The organism is Microcoleus sp. BR0-C5 (assembly GCF_036705045.1).
In the GTDB taxonomy this organism is placed as follows: Bacteria; Cyanobacteriota; Cyanobacteriia; order Cyanobacteriales; family Microcoleaceae; genus Microcoleus.
Genome location: NZ_JAUBTR010000042.1, coordinates 12,441 through 27,074 on the forward strand (window position 1 = coordinate 12,441; position 14,634 = coordinate 27,074).

10 protein-coding genes are annotated in these 14,634 nt (G+C 47.0%); 1 reads left to right on the plus strand and 9 read right to left on the minus strand.

The window, feature by feature from the left end; all coding sequences use genetic code 11:
- Positions 1 to 53: 53 nt before the first annotated feature.
- The 9 genes from QUB08_RS19710 to recN all read right to left on the minus strand — a co-directional run bounded on the left by QUB08_RS19710 (position 54) and on the right by recN (position 12,755).
- A complete protein-coding gene (locus QUB08_RS19710; protein WP_333226327.1) occupies positions 54 to 620 on the minus strand; it encodes a diheme cytochrome C in 567 nt (188 codons plus the stop codon).
- 20 nt (positions 621 to 640) lie between these two features.
- A complete protein-coding gene (locus QUB08_RS19715) occupies positions 641 to 1,549 on the minus strand; it encodes an MBL fold metallo-hydrolase (RefSeq protein ID WP_333226329.1) in 909 nt (302 codons plus the stop codon).
- A gap of 510 nt (positions 1,550 to 2,059) precedes the next feature.
- A complete protein-coding gene (locus tag QUB08_RS19720; protein ID WP_006634582.1) occupies positions 2,060 to 2,572 on the minus strand; it encodes an inorganic diphosphatase in 513 nt (170 codons plus the stop codon).
- A gap of 66 nt (positions 2,573 to 2,638) precedes the next feature.
- The gene (locus tag QUB08_RS19725; RefSeq protein ID WP_333226331.1) at positions 2,639 to 2,827 is read right to left on the minus strand and encodes a hypothetical protein; all 189 of its coding nucleotides are present in this window, start codon (positions 2,825 to 2,827) and stop codon (positions 2,639 to 2,641) included.
- On the minus strand, positions 2,818 to 4,314 hold the full coding sequence (locus QUB08_RS19730; RefSeq protein ID WP_333226333.1) for a serine/threonine-protein kinase: 1,497 nt from the start codon (positions 4,312 to 4,314) through the stop codon (positions 2,818 to 2,820). Before QUB08_RS19730 ends, QUB08_RS19725 begins: the two co-directional genes overlap by 10 nt.
- 143 nt (positions 4,315 to 4,457) lie before the next feature.
- On the minus strand, positions 4,458 to 5,765 hold the full coding sequence (locus QUB08_RS19735; protein ID WP_333226335.1) for a serine/threonine-protein kinase: 1,308 nt from the start codon (positions 5,763 to 5,765) through the stop codon (positions 4,458 to 4,460).
- Positions 5,766 to 5,925: 160 nt separating this feature from the next.
- Positions 5,926 to 6,474, minus strand: a complete 549-nt coding sequence (locus tag QUB08_RS19740) for an inorganic pyrophosphatase (RefSeq protein WP_333226337.1) — start codon at positions 6,472 to 6,474, stop codon at positions 5,926 to 5,928.
- 743 nt (positions 6,475 to 7,217) lie between these two features.
- The gene (locus tag QUB08_RS19745; protein ID WP_333226339.1) at positions 7,218 to 10,400 is read right to left on the minus strand and encodes a GAF domain-containing protein; all 3,183 of its coding nucleotides are present in this window, start codon (positions 10,398 to 10,400) and stop codon (positions 7,218 to 7,220) included.
- A 600-nt stretch (positions 10,401 to 11,000) separates the two neighbouring features.
- Positions 11,001 to 12,755 (minus strand): DNA repair protein RecN, encoded by a 1,755-nt coding sequence (gene recN / locus QUB08_RS19750; protein WP_333226341.1) that lies wholly within the window; start codon positions 12,753 to 12,755, stop codon positions 11,001 to 11,003.
- Positions 12,756 to 13,074: 319 nt separating this feature from the next.
- On the opposite strand from recN, the gene QUB08_RS19755 reads away from it, so the two are divergent.
- Complete coding sequence (locus tag QUB08_RS19755; RefSeq protein WP_333226344.1) at positions 13,075 to 14,406, plus strand: TAXI family TRAP transporter solute-binding subunit; 1,332 nt, start codon at positions 13,075 to 13,077, stop codon at positions 14,404 to 14,406.
- Positions 14,407 to 14,634: the final 228 nt, after the last annotated feature.

The window sequence follows — 14,634 nt, forward strand, 5'->3', positions numbered from 1 at the left end:
GTTAGTGCGATCGTCTCGCTCGCACTCGGATATAATTATGAACTTAATCTGCGCTAGGGAGAGTTTTGCCACTCGGCGGTAAGCTTGCGGAAATTGTATTGAGATGCGCCGGGGTGACAAGTAACGCAACTGCTGATATTTGCGGGTTGTGACAGCTTGACTTTGGGGTGCAGTGCTTTGAAATAGCGAGAACTGGCGACTCGGTAGGCGAGTTCTTCGTCTTTGGCTTGGGGGCGGGAAAAAGTTTGCAGGTAGTTCCAGACTAGCAGGCGGGGCGGGTCTACTAGCAGTTTGAGGGTTTGTCCGTAGTGTTGGGAATCTTGCAGCAATCGGCGCCAAGTTTCTGTAGGTAAGACTTGCGGCGGTAAAGCGATGTGACAGGTGGCGCAGTTTTCTAGGTACAGTTGCTGTCCGAGTTGGTAGCGTTCGGGGATGCGATCGACCGTACCAGTATCCTCGATCGAAGACACCTGAGCAAGTCGCGCAGGAGTGCGAGAGTAGGCAGTCTGAGCTGCAACCCATCCGCCGCAGGTACAGCAGATAATTATCAACACTAGCAACGTTGAGTAAAGCCCCCGCAAGCCTACTCTGCGACGTTTGCGGGGTTTTTCCTGTTTCATAATTCTGAATTTATTTTTGGTTAAATTACTGGTATGCTCATGCCTTCGCGGGCTAAGCAGCTATTGGCGAACGCTGCCTGCACCTCTGCTTCGATTTGATCGAGAAAATTGTCGTCGTGACCCGGATCATGGTGAAACATCACGATTTTTTTGACTCCAGCAGCTTTCGCTATTTCTACTCCTGCTTGCCAAGTCGAGTGTCCCCAGCCGACTTTTGGGGTTTTGAAGTTGTAATACTCTTCGTTGGTGTAGTTAGCGTCGTAAATCAGCACGTCGGCGTTGCGAGCTAGGTGTAGCACGTTGTCGTCCAGGCGATCGGGAAAGTGTTCTGTATCGGTGCAGTAGACTGCTGTGTGTCCCTCCCAGGTGACTCGATATCCGATCGCGGTGTTGGGATGGTTCAGCAGTGCCGTTTCTATTTTCACATCGTCGAGTTCGATAATATCCCCAGGCGTCAAATCGTTGAATTTGAGGTCTGACTGCATCACCTGGATGGGGACGGGAAAATTGGGGTGCACCATTTGGTCGGCAAGACGGTGTTTGATTGTAGTGCCGTTGGGGGCGATCGCACCGTAAATGTGAAAGCAGTTCCCCGGGATAAAGGCGGGAGTAAAGAACGGAAACCCTTGAATGTGATCCCAGTGAGTATGACTAAAAAACATATGGGCTTCCACCGGCATTTGCCGCAGCAGATTGAGGCCCAGAACTCGCAGACCGGTGCCGCCGTCAAAAATCAGGCGTTTTTTGCCCAAGCGCATTTCTACACAGGAGGTGTTCCCTCCGTAGCGCAGTGTTTTGGTGCCGGGGGTGGCGATGCTGCCCCGCACGCCCCAAAACTGAACGACAAACTCGGTCAAAGGACTATTTTCCATAGTGGCTTGGCGATCGGAGGGCTGTGGATTGGCTAGAGAGGGTGCGGAATCTGGCATTTTTTTTAGTTTTGGCGGCAGGAACTTGGGAGTTGAAATCTTAGTTTTTACTTTTTAGCAATCTGTACTATAATAAAGCGCTTGATCGGGAAACCATTCGAGTGCCGCACACTTGGGCTGTTATAATTCTCAACCTTACCGATTCGTGTAGGAGATGTCACGCTTGAGAGATGATTTTTTGCATCATGCGGGCTGCCCGCCGTGTTCTGTGTTCTGAGATTAAGATAGCGCTGATCGATCTAAGTTTTGAGGTAAAATTTCCTCCAACGTAGAACGCATTTCCCAGGGGTAGAATTTGCGCTTCATCTTACTCTAGGAGTAGTATTTTTTTCAAGATTGGGGGCGGGGCGCGGTTTTGAGGAATGCTGTTCCGGTGAGTCGGCATTCACGACTGATTTGAGATTCTAGCCACCTGTTCCTCGACTGCATCCCTAGACGTGCAGCGATCGCCTTAAGTTCGGCCCCCTGAGTTTTTAGTCGGGTTGCAGTCGAGGAGTGCGGGCTAGGGGCTTATTTGCGATCGGCTGCGATGCACTTTTCCACTAAGGGCATGACTTGATCAACATCTTGCCAACCCAGAATTTCAGTGACTTTTTTCTCCAAATTTTTGTAGGTTCTAAAAAATTCGGCTATTTCGTCCAAGCGGTGGGGGGCTACGTCTTTGAGGGACTTATAGTGAGCGTAGCGGGGGTCTTTGTCGGGAACGCACAAAAGTTTTTCGTCCCTGTCGCCTCCGTCGATCATTTCCAGCATTCCGATCGGACGGGCTGCGATTATGCACCCTGGAAATGTGGGCTCATCCATCATCACCATGCCGTCGAGGGGGTCTCCATCATCGGCTAAGGTATTGGGTATGAAGCCGTAGTCGCACGGATATTGGACTGAGGAAGAAAGCACCCGATCAAGAGCAAAGGCTTGTAAGTCTTTATCAAATTCGTACTTGTTTTTGCTACCGGCGGTAATTTCGATGAGGACGTTGAGCAGTCCTGGTTTCGGCTGTGCCGGAATTAGCGATAAGTCCACAACAATATCTCCAAGTTAACAGATGATTGGGATGAGTGCTACTTGCCAAATCCCTTTGATAGCATTTTACGGGCGATCGGGCTTTTCGGCTGCATGAGATTGAGAGAAAGCGGGGGAGTGCGTCGCCGGCTGGGAGAATACACTGGACGGGCGGGACGCCCATCCCACAGTTTGAGAGGTACGGGCTGGACGCCCATCCCACAGGTTGAGAGGAGAATGCTTTGTTTGGGCGATCGGAGATATTTTCAGAACCATTTATTCTGTTTACCGTCTGTCAAAATTATTTTAATTTTCAAACCCAACCACAGGCTTAGTTCTGTTGCTAACCACTTGATTTCTGATTCACTTAGTCCCTCCTTCTCTCCTAACTGATATTTGTGGTTGCCTGCTTGAACTATCATCTGATAGACTTTCCCTAATTTCACTTCCGAGTAGCTCTTCTGCATAAGTAATGATGCCGTTTGATATAACCCTGTAGCGATTGACAAAGCAAAAATCATAACTTTTACACCAATACCGCTGTTTCTATATTCACGTTGTTGAATTTTCAACTGGCAAATCTCCTTCCTGGGAGATGGCTTGGCATGATTCCATCTCAACCCCAGCAGATTGCTTGTATGCGAGATTTGCAGCCGATCAATTCTGAGGCGCCTTTCCCTAAATAGTGCAAATATCAACTTTAGTCCTGCCATACATAACAAACTTCCTGATATTATTATAAAAAATTGGGGATTTATCTTTAACGCATCGCTCAACATATTCCTTGCTATAAATGAGACAGGACTCGCAGATACCACAGCCGAAAGCGTGGCAATTAAACCAAAACCGATGCCTGGTGGCGGAATTACAATTTCTATAAACTCCGAATTTTTTGTAAGTTTAATATCGCTGCCTTGTGGCTGCAGCACCACCATAGGACTTTTGTTGATAAGGTGGGGATTTTTAAGCCCTCGCCATGCTTCCCTAGCTGAAGATAACCGTTTGGACAAACTTGGTTCTGTCATCCACTCCAGCCAATCTATTAAATTAGGATTGAGCTGCGGTACCCGATCGGCAAATTGAATTTTCAAATCCTGTTGCGACAGTTCAGTGGGATGCAAACCTGTTACCAAATAAATTAAAGTTGCACCTAAACCGTAGAGGTCAGAAGCCGGAACCGAGCGCCCGCCAAATTGTTCCGGTGCCATATACCCGTAAGTTCCCACTACTGTAATTGTGCCGCCAAATTTTGCAGCTTGGTTTTGCACCGAACCGAAATCAACTAAATAAACTTGTCCGACCGAGTTACCCGATCTGCTGTGCAGTAAAATATTACTGGGTTTAATGTCACGGTGAATAACAGGCGGATTTTGCTTGTGCAAATAATTCAAAATGGCTAACAGCGATTTAGCTAATTGTTTGACCTCGCTTTCGCTAAAAGTACGCCCCGATCGCAAATGCTCTTGCAAAGTTTTTCCCTCTACATAAGTCTGTACCATGGCAAAGCTTTTACTGTTTACTTCGTCAATTTCCAGGTAGTCGAGGTAGCGCGGAATTGCTGGGTGAGAAAGTGCTTTTAAAGTTTCCGCTTCCCGTTCAAATAGCTTGAGGTCTTGCCATTCAAAATCGCTGCCGAGGAATAGCTGTTTGATGACAACTAATTCTTGAGTTTGTAAGTCACGAGCTAGCAGCGTTTGGCGACCAGTTTGTTTTCCTAGTTGCCGCTGCACTTCGTAGCGTTCTGCTAATATTTTGCTAGTCATCTTTTTTTACATTAATTTTAATTTGAGGGGAACGTCGGGGTTCAGAAACCGGGTTTTTTAGCGAGTCTGGCGGTTGTAACGCGTCTTTTCGTAAAAACCCGGTTTCTAGGAGTCGGAGTGCGTCCAGAACTGTAAATTTTAGATTACAGTCCACTTTCTTTTTGATACCACCGGGCAATAGACTTGCTACTTGCCCCCATTGACAGTCCTGCAATTAGCGACGGTGCAAGCACGAAGATAATCTCAACACTCAAATCGTTTAGCTTATTCCAATCCATTATCCGAAAGTAGACGATGCTTGTCGAGGTACAGAGTACGATACTAATTGCAGTTAAAACCTGTCGGTGAAGTTTGGGATTAGTTAGGGGAAAAAACCACAAGCGGGTCACAATTCCTACGATTATTCCGTTCCCCAACCCCAGCAGCAAGCCCAGAAAAAGACCGATTAATCCTCCGAAAATTGTCGCCACTACCGGCAAAAGAAAAGTGCCGTAAATTGCTGCACAAGCTCCTACACCTAGAGTGCCCATCCAAGTGCTGCGCCCGATCGCATTCCAGAACAACCTAGAGGTATCTAGCGTTTTTCCCAGTCTCAATGTCTGGGAATATTTATTTATTTCCTGTGGTTTTTCTAGAACTTCTTTGGCGATCTGGACTGAGGCGGGACGGCATTCTAAACTGGGATGGGTCATCCACTTCAGCCAATTGGTAAAACCGGGGCTCAGTTGGGTGAATTGCTCGAATTCGATCTGCAAATCTTGTTGCGGTAAATCGGCAGGATGCTGCTTGGTAATTAAGGCGATTAATGTTGCTCCCAAACTGTACAAGTCGGAAGCGGGAACCGCCCTCCCGCCAAATTGTTCGGGCGGCATATAGCCATAAGTTCCGACAACGGTGACTGTTTTCCCTTGTTGGGTTGCTAGAGTTTGAACTGCACCGAAATCAACTAGGTAGACTTCGCCGACGCTGTTTCCCGATCGATTTTTGAGTAAAATATTGCTGGGTTTAATGTCGCGGTGAATCACCGGGGGCTGTCGCTGGTGCAGGTAGGCGAGGATGTCTAATAATGCTGTTGCTAATTGTTTGACTTCGCTTTCGCTGAAGGTGCGCCCGTCTGAGAGATATTCTTGTAGGGATTTGGCTTCGATGTAACTCTGAACTAGGGCGAATCCTTTGCGCTTGGGCGTGTCGATTTCAAAGGAGTCTAGATATCGGGGAATTGCGGGATGGGATAGGGATTTTAAGGTTTCGACTTCTCGCTGGAACAGTTTTAAGTCTTCCCAGTTAAAATCGCTGCTGAATGAGAGGAGTTTGACTACTACTTGCTGTTGGGTTTTTAAGTCGCGGGCTAGTAAAGTTTGCCTTCCTGCTTGCTTGCCCAGCCGCCGATCGCACTGATAGCGATCGGCTAATATTTCTTTTGACAAATCGCCAATGTTTTGTCCGCTCATGTTCTCTTGCCCTAGAACCGATTAAACCTAGTGTAGTTGACAAAAGTGCAATAATCGGAAATGTTTGGGCTAGGGCAAAAAAAATTTTATGTCAAATAGCAACCGCCTTTAAAAGCCAGCGTTCTCGCACAATAAAGACCCCCCTGAGTTAAGCTGGAATTTAATTTTGGATTTGCTTGTAAATTGACTGCACTACGTCGAGCAGGCTCAAGACTTGCTGCCATTCGGGGGCATCGGGGTTGTAGCTTTTGGCGCGCTGAGTTTTCAAACTGTGGTGCAAGAGGGAAAGCAGCGCGTCTGGAGACTGTAAGGAATTGTCCTCTTCATCTGCTGGGGTTTGGGCTGCATTTTCTTCGATATCTTCTTTAATTTTTTGTGCTCGATCCGCGAGGGCTAAAGATCTGCCTGCAAGGTTTTCCGGCATTTTGGGCTGTTCGGACAAAGACGCGCTGGTTAGTTCTACCAATAGTTGGCAGACTCGATCGACCCATTCGTGATCGTTTACTGAAAAGGAACCTGATTTGAACACTTGCCCGTCAGGCCTTTGTTGAATGCTTTGTACCTTCTGGATCAGAGGGATAGCCTTAACAGTGATGTTTTCCGGGATTCTGGGGATATCTGACAGGGAGCTCCGAGCAATCTCCAGCAATAGTTGGTAAACCTGATCTACCCACTCAACATCTCCCGATTGCGAATTCCAATTATTCATAACTGACGCTAGTGGTTTTGTATATCTAAGACTAGAACATTGACTATCTGCGAAGGAAGCTCTTTTTAGGAGCCACTAACGCTATTAAGACTTAGGCGGACGGGGTGAGAAACCCGGTTTTTGAGCGGATGTTTTGTCGCCTTTCTCCCAGATTTTTCTCAGAAACCGGGTAACGCTGCCGCCCGTCATAACTATTTTTAAGCGCTTCAAATAATAGAAGTGCTAAGTTTGTTGCGGTAGGTAGTGCGATCGAAATACCTAGGGCGAAACCCCCGGCATCTCGCTTGCAAATTCAAATCCGGTTATTTGACATACTCACCGAGTTCTCTTCAGCGGTGATTCTTGACAGTTCATCGGGTCTTGCTACCGAAGTAGTCTTACAGTCCCTCCCTGTCCGTTTAAAGTCTCCCAATGCCCTATGGCGACTTTTACTCTTGCCGAACGGGTTAGAGTCAACCATTGCCCTTCTAGCTGTCTTTAAGTTTGCTCTCATCGTAGCTGTTTCAACGTGTCTTGAGCCTAAAGATCCTTTGAGTATTCAGCATTTTAATACAAAGCCGTCCTAAAACGACAGGGTTTTAAACCCATCTTCCTGATAACCATAATACCTGTTGGAGCTTATTTACAATTACCTCAATAGGATATTAAGGTTAATTGGTGGTGGGATGGGAGGCGCACCCCCGATCGCGATCGCCCCCACCCCGAACCCTGGCACCACCGCGAGGATTTGCTGTGGGCTACTGCTATTTTTCTGTGAGATTCCACACACCATCCCAGTTGAGTACGTCTGAAAACCGATGTTGAAATAACATACAGCGATCGACGTGCAATTTAGCTGCCTTGTTTTTCGGGTCAACTTCCAGAACGGCGTTAAATTCGCGTTCAGCGTCTTTAAAGGCTTGCTTGGCTTTTGGTTCTAAGGCTTTCTTAAACTCGCTCAGCAGTTTTTTCACCCGATCGAGTCCCAGGTTTTCAAATTCCTCATCTAACATTTCTGCAACTGTCTCGCAGGCTCGACTTTTAATTTTCGCCTGCAATAGCTGCCTGATCTCTGCAGGTTTCAGCCGCTTGATTTGGGGATTTGATGGTTCTAAGATGTCTGCTTCCAACAGCTTTTTGACTTCGCCTTCTTGCAAGTATTTAATATCGTCTGCTGATAGGGGCTTGATTTTTGCTTGCAGCAGCATTTTGGCTTCGTCTTCCGAGAGGTTTTTGATGCCTTCCAATTTCAGGAGTTGGATTTCTGTCTGTAACAGCACAATGAGTTTGTCTGCTTCGGACAGGTTTTTTGGGTCGTACTCTGACAGCTTTTTCAGTTGATATAACAGGTTTTTTAGTTCGTGTTCCAACTGTTGCTCTAAATTGTAGGACAGTTTCTTAATCTCTGCCTCCGGCATTTCGGCGACATCCTTTAAGATGTTTTTCACCTCACTTTCTGAGAGTCTTTGGCTGACTGGAGTTTTGTAATGTTCGCGCCCCTTCGTGTAATGTTCTATAATTTGTTGCTGTGTTTCGGTTAGTGACTTGCCCACTGGCGAGTATCCCTCGCGGATGCCGACGAGTTCGTAAACGATTACGGGTTCGCTTTTGCCTTTGACAGTAATAAAGTCTAGTTCTCGCACGTACAGCCGATCGGCATAATCTCTGTAAGTATTGTCGCTGATGATCAAGTCAGTGCCGTACTGCTTGCTAGCGCCTTCTAAGCGAGAGGCGAGGTTAACGCCGTCTCCTATAGAAGTCAATTCCATGCGTTTGCTACTACCGATGTTGCCGCTGACAACTTCATCGGAATGCACGCCCATACCGATGCCGATCGGCAGTTCGCCATGTGCCATACGCTCTCGATTAAACTGGGCCAGTTTTTCCCGCATTTTCACCGCCGTTTGCATGGCGCACCAAGCATGATCCTCTAGGGGCGCTGGAGAGCCAAAAACTGCCATCAGAGCGTCGCCGATGTATTTGTCGAGAGTCCCGCCGTACTCGAATACGACATCTACCATGACTTCAAAATATTTATTCAGCATCACTACCACTTCTTCGGCTTGCAATTTTTCCGTAAGTGTGGTATAGCTGCGAATATCTGAGAACAGCACCGAAACGTTTTTGCGCTTACCGCCCAATCCAGTATCCCCTGAAGCTAACAAAGCTTCGGCTACTTCTGGAGTCATGTAACGATACATCAAGTTTTTGACTTGCTTGGCACTGCTAATATCTTCCATGACGACTAACGCGCCGTTGACCTTGTTGGGGTCGGTAGCGTCAGTCATTGAATTAATCGAGAGATTGATACTCTGCGCTTCTCCTTCAAAGGAAAGCAAAACTTGATCTGGGTAATACTGCTGGCGGTCGTTATCGTCTTCGGGAGACAAAGACGCATCAAACCACTTGGCAAAATCGCCTTTTTCTAACTTAATTAACTCTCGCAAAGATTGACCTTCGCCTAATTCTGCATCGCTGACACCCAGTAATTTTTTGGCACTGGGATTGGTCGCTACTATATTGCCTTTTTTATCTGTAGAAATCACGCCGTTAGTCAAGGCGTGCAGCATATCTTTTTGTCTTTGTTCTTGCTGTTTGACTTCGGCAAACAGTTTGGCGTTTTGCAGCGCCACTCCTGCTTGGATGTTAAACGCCTTCATAAATTCCATGTCATTGCGATTGAAACTCGCTTTCCACTGTTCGGGGGCGTGAGGCCAATCTTGGGGGTTGTAGGGGGGGAATTCTCCTTGTCGTTTTTTATTAACTAATTGGGTGACGCCAATCAATTTTTTGTCCGAGTTAAAGACGGGCATACAAAGCATACTGCAAGTGCGGTAGCCCGACTTTTGATCTACTTCTTTGGAAGTGGCGGCGCGGGGGTCGTCGTACACGTCAAAGGGAATCAGCAGCGGTTCGCTAGAATGGGCGACGATGCCTGCAAAACCGGCGGTTCTGGGTATGCGAATTTCTTTAAGGTTGCCGCCCATCGGGATTTTCGTCCACAGTTCGTCTTTCTCTTCGTCGATCAGCCACAGGGTGCTGCGATCGGCGTTCATGAGTTCTTGGGCCTGATCCATCACCCTTTTTAGGGTATCTTCTAAGTCTAAACTGCTCTGAGAAAGAGCGTTGACGGCATTCATCAGCGCCGTTGCAGCTCGTTGTCTCTGAGTTGCTGCGTAGAAAGATTTGGAAGATTCTAGAATTAGGCGAATCGAGGGAGCAAATTCTTTAAAAACTTGTTCGTCTTCTTGAGTAAATCCGTGCCTGTCTATTTGTTCGTCTAAAGTCGGGTATTTTTCGTGGTTTGGTCTTAATTTATTAATCAGTTGAACAACTGCTACTAACTCTTTTGTGTCTTCATTAATTAGGGGCATTGCCAGCATTGTATAAGTGCGGTAGCCCGTTTTTTCGTCAAATTTTTTGGCGTTAGCCGATCGTTCGTCGTTGTAAAAATCGTAAGGGATATTAACCACTTTTTGGAACGTGGCTACTTCTCCGGCAATGCCTACATGGGCGGGAACTCTGATTTCTAGGTTTTTGCCATTTTCGTCTTTAGCGACGATCGCCCAGAGTTCATTTTTTTCGTCGTCTAATAAAAATATCGTGGTGCGATCGGCATTCAGCAATTCCCCTGTTTTGAGGGTAATCGACTGCAACATCTCGTTGAGGATGGCATCAAATCCCTCGCTCTCGAGGATATTGTCGAGCATTCCCAGGGTTTGATTGACAACCTTAAGTTTGTCTTCTACTTCCTTAACTACTACTGTGAAACTTTGCTTATTTAGAAGGTCGAGAATGCCGGAAAGGTTTCCTTGGCGCGGGATAATTGCACTGCTCCTAATTTCCGGGGGAGAATAATGTTCCTGATGATGATTTTCACCGCCGACAACAGCGACATCAATCACGTTGTCCAGAGAAGAGTAATTGGTGGAAGATGCAGATTTCATAGACCTTTACAGAAGCTTAAGTGTAAGGGTTAGTCTCTAAGCGAAGAGAGCCGGGAAGTTGATTAGTGAGTCACCTGTCGCACAAGACTCAAGTATGTGTGAAAGTATTTCCCAGTTTACAGAACTCCGGCCACAAGGCAAGGGAAATTCAGTTGGCCTTGCTGCCCAACGGAGGGTGGGAGAGTAACGAGGCTGTGGGAGTGCTGCAATCTTTTTAGATAACGCGAATCTTGTTTAAATGGTTTATTAACTGATTTTGACATTGTGCGTGCCTGGTTTAAGTAAGTTCTGCCGATCTTTGAGCCGATCGCCCGTAGGAACATGAATGCGTACTGGCGGGAGGACTGCTGAAAGAGGGGTGGCCTTGTGGGACTAGCCGCAATTGTGACACTACCAGTTGCTAGTGATGTGTGCCCTTCTCTACACAATTGTGGTTTTTAACTAGAATTTCTCTCTATTTGGCTGCTCTTAGGTTTCATCCCACTAAATTCACGGGGCTTTCAGCTTTTTTTTGTAAAATTTGCGGTTGACATTTTTAGTGTAACCTCCGACTCTCAAAAAACTCCGCCTTTTGACCCCCCGATCGCCTTGAGGGTCCGATCAGGGTTGGGCGGACTGAGTTTGGCGCAATCCGGCGGCTTCGACAAGCAGGGATTCGGCGAAGGCGATAGCTTCTGTTGCTGAGCGGCCACTGGCGAGTTGGGCGAGTTCTTCCCGCCGCTGGTCACTGTTGAGAGCGGCAACTCTGACTACTGTACGTTCGACTGGTTCGGAATTGGCTGCGGGTTCCTCGATACTTGCTTCTGCTTCGATCGTCTGTTTGTTGACGCGAAAATGAAAATCAGCCATCGCAGCGATCAGTGGCTGGTGGGTGACGCAGAGAACTTGGTGTTTGTCGGAAAGTTGGTAAAGTTTTTTGGCGATCGCCCCGGCGACTCTCCCGGAGACTCCGGCGTCGATTTCGTCAAAAATCAACGTACCGGCGCTTTCTATTTGAGAAAAACAGGCTTTGATGGCGAGTAGAAAGCGGCTCATTTCTCCCCCGGAGGCGATCGCGCCCAGGGGTTGCAAAGGTTCGCCCGGATTGGGGCTGAAACAAAAGGCGATTTGGTCTGCACCGGTGGCGGTTGGGGTACAAGGCGAGATTTCGACTTGAAATTGCACTTTTTCCATTGCTAACGGCTTAAGTTCTCCTACGAGGTGCGTTTCTAGTTTGAGGGCTGCTTCGCGTCGCAGGGTGGTGAGGTGGCTGCAAGCGTCTTTTAATTGCTCTAAAGCGGTCTGATATGCGAGTTCTAAGGCTTCCATTGACTCGCCTCCTTCTAAAAGTTCATTTAGTTCGTTTTGAATGCTTTGGTAGTAGGCGATCGCTTCTTTGAGCGGCCCGTATTTGCGACAAATTTGTTTGAGTTCGCGAATCCGATCTTCTACTTCTTCGAGTCTTTCGGGATCTGCTTCTAATTGTTCGCCGTAGCTACTAATTTGCCGGCTGGCTTCTGTGGCTTGAGCTAAAGCATCGCTGACCATTTCTAGGATTGGTTGCAACTGCACATCGTATACCGCCATATCGCTTAAAATTACTTCGGCTTTGCTCAACAAGTCGGCGGCTGATGCGCTGTCGCCATCGTTTTGGTACAGGGCTTGGTGGACTTGGTAACTCTGCTGCTGCAATTCGACGACGTGGCCTAGCCGGATTGATTCGTGTTCTAGCTGTTCGAGTTCGTCGGCGTCTTCGATGTGGGCTTCGCCGAGTTCTCGGACTTGGTATTCTAACAAATCAAGTCTTTGCAGTCGCTGCTGTTCCGACTGACGCCTGCGTTTGAGGGCTGTTTTGGCGCTGTTGGCTCCCAGCCACGCGGAGGTGATGATCGATCGCGCTTCAGTGAGCTTTTTGCCGCCGTATAAATCGAGCCATTCTCGCTGGAGAGTTTCTTGTCCGAGGTGGACGGTTTGGCCTTGGGCGGTAATTTCGACGAGCCGATCGCGCAGTTGATCCATTAACTGGCGGTTGACGAAAATTCCGTTCAAGCGCGATCGGCTACGCAGAGCACCGCTCGATGCGTTAATTTCCCGGCTGCAAACGACTAAATTTCCGTCTATGGGTTCGATTTCTTGCTCGCCCAGCCACAAAGCTGCGGCTTTGTCCAATTCAAAGGTAGCTTCCAATATTGCCCGCGCTGCTCCGGTGCGAATCGATCGGCGATCGACTTTCCCGCCCAAAACTGCATCGATCGCATCTAGGATAATCGATTTACCGGCGCCGGTTTCCCCTGTAAATACGTTCAAACTCGGGCCAAATTCTAGATCCAGGCAGTCAATTAAGGCAAAGTTTTCTATTCTGAGGGATATTAACATGAGGAATGGGGAATTGGGAATGGGGAATGGGGAATTGGGAATGGGGAATTGGGCATTGGGAATTGGGCATTGGGCATTGGGCCTAAAAGCATCGCACAATTTTAGATTTTAGATTGTAGATTTTAGATTGAGTGGTAATCTTAATCTAAAATCCCCTATGGGAAATCCCCCATCGGATGGGGCCTAAAAGCATCGACCAAACAGGGAATTGGCTATTGGCTCCTCCACTATCGGGCGCGTCGAATTTTCCGAGTCCTATTTTCCTTTTTAACTAGAATACTTTTGATTTTGCCATTCTAACGATCGAGTCTCAACCTCTATGCAAAATAAATTTCTGCTTCCCGTTGCTCTATTAAGCGTTGTCCTGATTGGAGTTTTTGGCTGGGAGGTGCACAAAGACAAGCAGCGAGTCTATGAATTAACCCTAGTGACGGGAACCAAGACAGGCTATTATTATTCTTTCGGACAAGCAATTGCTGAGGTAGTTATTCAACAAAATCCGCGCCTGCGGATTAAAGTTGTTGAGACTCAAGGCGCTGACGAAAATATGCGCCGGCTTCAGGCAAATGAGGCTCAGTTAGCTATTGCCCTGAACGATACGCCGGCAGTGCCCCAAGCGCGGGTAATTGCTTCTTTGTTTAAGGAAGTTTTTCATTTAATTGTTTCGGAAAAATCGGGAATTAAAAGCGTTTCTGATTTAAAAGGAAAACATATTGCGCTGAGGGAGCAAGGGAGCGGTTCTTATAGTTCTTTTTGGTTGATCAGCAAACATTACGGTTTGAAACCAAGCGATTTTCAGTTTACTGCTGGCTCTTGGGCTGAGGCTACTAAGTTGTTTGCTAGCGGCGAGGTTGATGCTATTTTTCGGGTGCAACCTCTGGGAAGCGATTTGGTTAGCGATTTGCTGAAAAATACGCGGGGCAAATTGGTGCCCATCGACCAAGCGGCGGCGATGAAAATTAAGTTGCCTTATCTGGAAGCTCACTTGATTCCTAAGGGTACTTACAAGGCCGCTCCAGCAGTACCAGATGTGGATTTGCCTAGCGTTGAGGTGGACGCAACTCTGTTGGTTCGCAAGGATGTCGATCCGGTAATAGTTAAGGAAATTACGCGGATTTTGTTCGAGCACCGCCGCAATTTGGTAGCTACTAATTCTTTGGCGGCCATGATTAGTCAGCCCTCCGAAAGCGGCGGTTTGGGTTTCCCCGTACATGAGGGCGCTCAGGCTTATTACGATCGCGAAAAGCCAGCTTTTTTAGCAGCAAATTCCGATGTTATCGGTTTGTCTTTTTCGTTTGTTACTCTGTTTGTTTCTTGGCTTTGGCAGTTGCGATCGCGCTTTTTGCAGAAACAAAAAAATCGAGCTGACAAGTTTAATTTGATTATTCTAAATTTGATTCAAAAAATCCGCCAAGCCGGAACTTTTGAGGAAATAGATCGGTTGCAAGAAGAGTTGTTTGATATTTTTAAGCAAGTTATGGCGGATTTGGAGGAAGATAAAATTGATGCGGATTCTTTTCATTCTTTTACTTTTACTTGGGAAACAGCGCTAAAAATTGCGACTGATCGAGAAAAAGCATTGCGGAATTTGTCGCTGGTTTCCCATGATTTAAAAGCTGATTTGACTGCTGTAAAAAAGATTGAAAAATAATTTACATTAGCAGTTATTAGTTATTGGTTAAGCTGTTCTGCCTTTAAATTGTATGTCAAAAAAAATTAAAGTCTTGTGGGGAGTAGGGGTTGGGCGTCCCGCCCGCCCTCAATATGCAATTTAAATGCGCGACAGCTTAGGAGTTCATTCCTGGACGCAAAAATAGGTTTCACACTACTTATAGCGGTAAGGTGCAGCGTACCCTACTTAATTTATAAGAGGAGTTAT

What these genes read in the sequence shown, in the direction of transcription:
- QUB08_RS19710 (WP_333226327.1), bottom strand. Translation starts at nt 620, where the DNA reads ATGAAACAGGAAAAACCCCGCAAACGTCGCAGAGTAGGCTTGCGGGGG.
- QUB08_RS19715 (WP_333226329.1), bottom strand. Translation starts at nt 1,549, where the DNA reads ATGCCAGATTCCGCACCCTCTCTAGCCAATCCACAGCCCTCCGATCGC.
- QUB08_RS19725 (WP_333226331.1), bottom strand. Translation starts at nt 2,827, where the DNA reads ATGGTTCTGAAAATATCTCCGATCGCCCAAACAAAGCATTCTCCTCTC.
- QUB08_RS19730 (WP_333226333.1), bottom strand. Translation starts at nt 4,314, where the DNA reads ATGACTAGCAAAATATTAGCAGAACGCTACGAAGTGCAGCGGCAACTA.
- QUB08_RS19735 (WP_333226335.1), bottom strand. Translation starts at nt 5,765, where the DNA reads ATGAGCGGACAAAACATTGGCGATTTGTCAAAAGAAATATTAGCCGAT.
- QUB08_RS19740 (WP_333226337.1), bottom strand. Translation starts at nt 6,474, where the DNA reads ATGAATAATTGGAATTCGCAATCGGGAGATGTTGAGTGGGTAGATCAG.
- QUB08_RS19745 (WP_333226339.1), bottom strand. Translation starts at nt 10,400, where the DNA reads ATGAAATCTGCATCTTCCACCAATTACTCTTCTCTGGACAACGTGATT.
- recN (WP_333226341.1), bottom strand. Translation starts at nt 12,755, where the DNA reads ATGTTAATATCCCTCAGAATAGAAAACTTTGCCTTAATTGACTGCCTG.
- QUB08_RS19755 (WP_333226344.1), top strand. Translation starts at nt 13,075, where the DNA reads ATGCAAAATAAATTTCTGCTTCCCGTTGCTCTATTAAGCGTTGTCCTG.